Genomic DNA, 4,762 nt, shown 5'->3' with positions numbered 1-4,762 from the left:
TAAAAATTCACTTCTTTCATTATTATGCTAAAAGGGGCAGCATTATTAGAAAATTAGAAGTGAAAATAGTATGTATAAGAGCCATTCTAAAATTTGTAATCTGTGAATTGGGAAAATATTGAATGCTCCAGGTCAGTACACTTTCTTGCCTAAACGTATTTACGAAAGTGACCTCAATATTTTAAATTAAATCAACGGGAGAATTGAAAGGCAGGAGAAAGTAACATGTCAGAAAATTATCGTTCTCGCGAGGAGCGACGACAAGTTAAAAAGAAAAAACAACCAGCTTCTAAAACACAAAAACCAAAAGGTAAAACATCATTTTTCCGCAAGTTTTTAATTACTTGTTTATTACTTGGTATTGTAGGTTTAGTGGCGGGAGTTGCTACCTTTTTCGTAATGATTAAGGACGCACCAAAACTGGAAAAAGCAAAACTTGTTAATCCGTTATCCTCAAAAATTTATGATAAAAACGGGGATTTGGTATATGAATATGGAAAAGAAAAAAGGACGAATGTTACGTATGATCAAATACCTAAATTAGTAGAAAATGCATTTTTAGCGACAGAAGATTCACGTTTTTATGAGCATAGCGGAGTAGACTTTAAAGGTACTGCCCGTGCTGTTTTAGTGAGTCTTAAAGGAGATTATGGCTCTCAAGGTGGAAGTACGATAACGCAGCAAGTTATTAAAAACTACTTCTTATCAATGGACAAAACACCAAAGCGTAAGGCGCAAGAAATATATTTAGCTTATAAGCTAGAACAACAGTATTCAAAACATGAAATATTAGAGATGTACTTAAATAAAATTAACTTAGGTAATCGTTCATATGGTATCGCAACAGCAGCACAAAACTACTATGGTAAAGAATTGAAGGACTTAACATTACCAGAAGTTGCGATGCTTGCAGGTTTACCGAAAGCACCGAATAACTATGATCCAACGAAAAAAGAAAATGTTCAAAAAGCAACAGAAAGAAGAAATGTTGTTCTAAACTTAATGAATCGACATGGATATATAACAAAACAGGAAATGGAAGAAGCAATAAAAGTTGACGTAGAAAAGGGACTCAAGCCTGCAGCTCAACTACAAACAATGCCATACCCTGCATTTATGGATGCAGTTGTGAAAGAAGTAGAAAAAGAATTGCCAGATGCTAATATTGGTTCTGACGGTTTAGAAATTTATACAACGTTAGATCCGAAAGCACAGAAACTTGCTGATAATATTTTAAATAATAATATCATTGATTATCCAAACGATAAATTCCAAGGTGCATTCACATTTATGGATACGAAAACAGGAGAAGTTCGTGCTATAGGTAGTGGCCGTGGAGAAAATAAAGCTGTATTTAAAGGGCATAATATGGCAATTGAATTAGATCGTGCAGCTGGTTCAACGATGAAGCCAATTTTCGACTATGCTCCTGCAATTGAATATTTAAAATGGGCTACGTATCATCAAATCGATGACTCTCCATTTAAGTATTCAACGGGTCAAGAAGTTCGAAATGCAGATAGAAGTCATATGGGTCCAATTACGATGCGTGAAGCATTAAAAATGTCGCGTAATATTCCTGCAATTAAAACTGCAAAAGAAGTAGGGATTAGTAAATCAAAAGAATTCTCTGAGAAACTAGGTATTACATTTAATACAGCACCGACGGAATCGACAGCGATTGGTACAAATGAAGTATCGCCAACTGAAATAGCGGGTGCTTATGCGGCATTTGGTAATGAAGGTAAATATACGAAACCGCATTTTGTTAAGAAAGTCGTTTATCCAGACGGTAAGTCACAAAGTTTTGGACAAAAACCAAAACAAGTTATGACAGATTCTACCGCATACATGATTACAGATATGCTTCGTTCTGTAGTTACATCGGGTACTGGTACATCGGCAAATGTAGGCTCTTTAGATGTAGCTGGTAAAACGGGTACGACAAACTATTCATCAAAGCAATTAGCTCAATATAAAATTCCAGAAAGTGCAACTCGTGATAGTTGGTTTGCTGGATATACACCGCAATATACGATGGCAGTATGGACTGGGTATATGAAAGATGGTAAAGACGAGTATATTAGTAGTAAAAATACGAAAATTGCACAGTTGATCTTTAAAGAAATGATGAGCGAAATGGCTACAGATAAATCACGCTTTAAAATGCCAAGTAGTGTTATTCAAGAAGGTAGTGAGCTACGTATAAAAGGTGAAAAACGTGATTCATCGCCAAATACTAGCGTACCAGATACAACGGAGCAACCAAAACAAGATCAACAGCAAAAAACTGAAGAAGAGAAAAAGCAAGAAGAATTAAAGAAACAAGAAGAACTGAAAAAACAAGAAGAACAAAAGAAACAAGAGGAACTTAAGAAGCAAGAAGAACAAAAGAAACTAGAAGAGCAAAAGAAACAAGAAGAACAAAATAATGGAAATGGCCAAGGAACGACACCTCCAGCAAATAACGGAGGAGGTCAAGGAAATACGACACCTCCAGCAAATAATGGAGGAGGTCAAGGAAATACGACACCTCCAGCAAATAATGGAGGAGGTCAAGGAAATACGACACCTCCAGCAAATAACGGAGGAGGTCAAGGAAATACGACACCTCCGGCAAATAATGGAGGAGGTCAAGGAAATACAACTCCACCAGCGACCACACCACCAGAGACTGGCGGTAATGCAGGAGAGACCCCTGCTAATAATGGGCAATAAGAAAAATTTATAAAAAATATTAAAAAGCACTTAAGATTTGTGGAAATTACAATCTTAAGTGCTTTTTTCGTTTAAATGTAGTAGCTATGAAATGATGTGTTTTAAATGTTAAACGTACCATGAAAATTTTGAAAATAAATTGATGGGAAATGATAAAAGACTTGAGCCTGAGGTAGTGGAGGATAACTATGGCTATGAATGGGAGTACTACTGGGGTGTGTACCATGATGCCAAAATGATGGGGTAACTTGACCGGGAATTTGATATTGCTGCCAAGTTGCGGGAAGTTCAATTCCTACATCGGAGCTAGCTGTATGAACTGCAGGAACATGTATCCCAGGAGTCGAAGGAACTACGGCAGTTACTCTTAATAATACCCACATGAAATATTCACTCCTAAGTTGAGTTAATAAATTAGTATATTCTTTTCACACGTATAAAGGTACATATATAGGACTTTCGTTTAAAACATGCGTACAAAGTCTTAAGACTAATGTAAGCTGATGGTGTACTATTTAATATGAAAAGATACGTCTATTTGCGGAGGGAAAATAGATAAAAAAAATATACAATGAAGGTGTTAATCGCAATATTTTACGAGTGTATGGAGGTATTTTTATGGAACGATTATGGACGAAATCATTTATTCAAATGACTTTCGCAATGTTATTTTTATTTACAGGATTTTATTTACTTGTTCCAACGCTCCCGCTCTTTATTAAAGAGATAGGTGGCAATGAATCGCAAGTTGGACTTATGATGGGGATGTTTACAATAGCTGCGGTTGTAATACGACCGATTATTGGAGGAATGTTAGATCAATATGGTAGAAGATCCTTTATTATTTTCGGACTCATCTTTTTTGGCTTAACGATGTATTCCTATAATATAGCATCGACTATTGTCCTTTTAGCTGTTTTACGTGTTATTCACGGAGTAACATGGGCTGTTTCTACAACAGCTGTTGGAACAGCAATAACGGATATTATTCCAGATTCACGCCGCGGTGAAGGTATGGGTTGGTATGGGATGGCGATGACAATTGCAATGGCGATCGGACCTATGATTGGATTATGGGTTGTGCAAAATTATTCATTTGATGGTCTATTTTTATTAGCGACGTTGTTATCTTTTATGGCAGTCGTATTATCATTAATAACGAAGATGCCATTTACGCCACAAAAAGAAAAAGGGAAGATGCAGCTATTTGAGAAATCCGTATTAACAATCACGATTGTAGTATTCTTTTTATCGTTTGCATATGGAGGAATAACAACCTTTTTACCGTTATTTGCATCATCAATTCATGTGAATCCGGGAACTTTCTTTCTTGTATATGCAATTGCATTAACAATTGTAAGACCAATTTCAGGGAAACTATTAGATAAGTATGGAGAAGTATTCATCATACTTCCAGCATTATGTATTACTATTTTAGCTATAGTTGTTTTAACTATCTCAAATGGTTTGATAGGTGTAATTATCGCAGCAACATTATACGGTATTGGATTTGGTTCAGCGCAGCCAGCTTTGCAAGCGGCAATGCTTACAATTGTCGATCCGAGTAAAAGAGGAGTTGCAAATGCTTCATTTTTTACAGCGTTTGATTTAGGAATCGGATTAGGTGCTATTTTACTTGGAGTTGTTTCACAAATGTTTGGTTATCGTATTTTATTTTCAGGGAGTGCAATTTCAGCATTGATAGCCTTAATTATTTTCGTCTTCTTTGTAAAACAACGATTAGGAAAAAAAGAGTTTGCGTAAACTGGAGGAATAAAGATGAGAATTTCAATTGATCGTAAAGCTCTGCAATGGTTCCAGGAAGAATTACGTATAAAGCACGGTGCATCTGTACGTTTTACTGTAAGGTACGGAGGGGATAGTTCAATTCAGCCCGGATATTCTTTAGGGGTTGTTGCTGAGAAACCCGATGGCGAAATAGTGTCAGTTGAGAAGGAAGGTATTATATTTTTTGTAGATTCTGATGATCTTTGGTATTTTCAAAACTATGATTTATTTGTAAGTTATCATGAGGAAATGGAAG

General features: G+C 36.0%; 4 protein-coding genes. 3 read left to right on the top strand and 1 reads right to left on the bottom strand.

What is annotated here, in order from left to right:
• Window positions 1-225: 225 nt before the first annotated feature.
• On the top strand, window positions 226-2,718 hold the full coding sequence (locus tag ACQGS6_RS23090) for a PBP1A family penicillin-binding protein (RefSeq protein ID WP_001293943.1): 2,493 nt from the start codon (window positions 226-228) through the stop codon (window positions 2,716-2,718).
• Between the two features lie 101 nt (window positions 2,719-2,819).
• Here ACQGS6_RS23090 and ACQGS6_RS23085 read toward each other — a convergent pair whose 3' ends face one another.
• A complete protein-coding gene (locus tag ACQGS6_RS23085) occupies window positions 2,820-3,101 on the bottom strand; it encodes a hypothetical protein (RefSeq protein ID WP_000270092.1) in 282 nt (93 codons plus the stop codon).
• Window positions 3,102-3,336: 235 nt separating this feature from the next.
• Here ACQGS6_RS23085 and ACQGS6_RS23080 point away from each other — a divergent pair, with 235 nt between their 5' ends.
• Together ACQGS6_RS23080 and ACQGS6_RS23075 are read left to right on the top strand one after the other, a co-directional pair.
• The gene (locus ACQGS6_RS23080; protein ID WP_000440665.1) at window positions 3,337-4,482 is read left to right on the top strand and encodes an MFS transporter; all 1,146 of its coding nucleotides are present in this window, start codon (window positions 3,337-3,339) and stop codon (window positions 4,480-4,482) included.
• A gap of 15 nt (window positions 4,483-4,497) precedes the next feature.
• Window positions 4,498-4,762 (top strand): HesB/YadR/YfhF family protein (locus ACQGS6_RS23075; protein ID WP_426965663.1); only part of this gene is annotated, 265 nt, incomplete at its 3' end.

It is taken from the genome of Bacillus sp. GMs2/2, assembly GCF_050172095.1.
In the GTDB taxonomy this organism is placed as follows: Bacteria; Bacillota; Bacilli; order Bacillales; family Bacillaceae_G; genus Bacillus_A; species Bacillus_A cereus.
The sequence above is the reverse complement of the archived record's forward strand: the minus strand, read 5'-3'. Positions and strand labels throughout refer to the sequence as shown.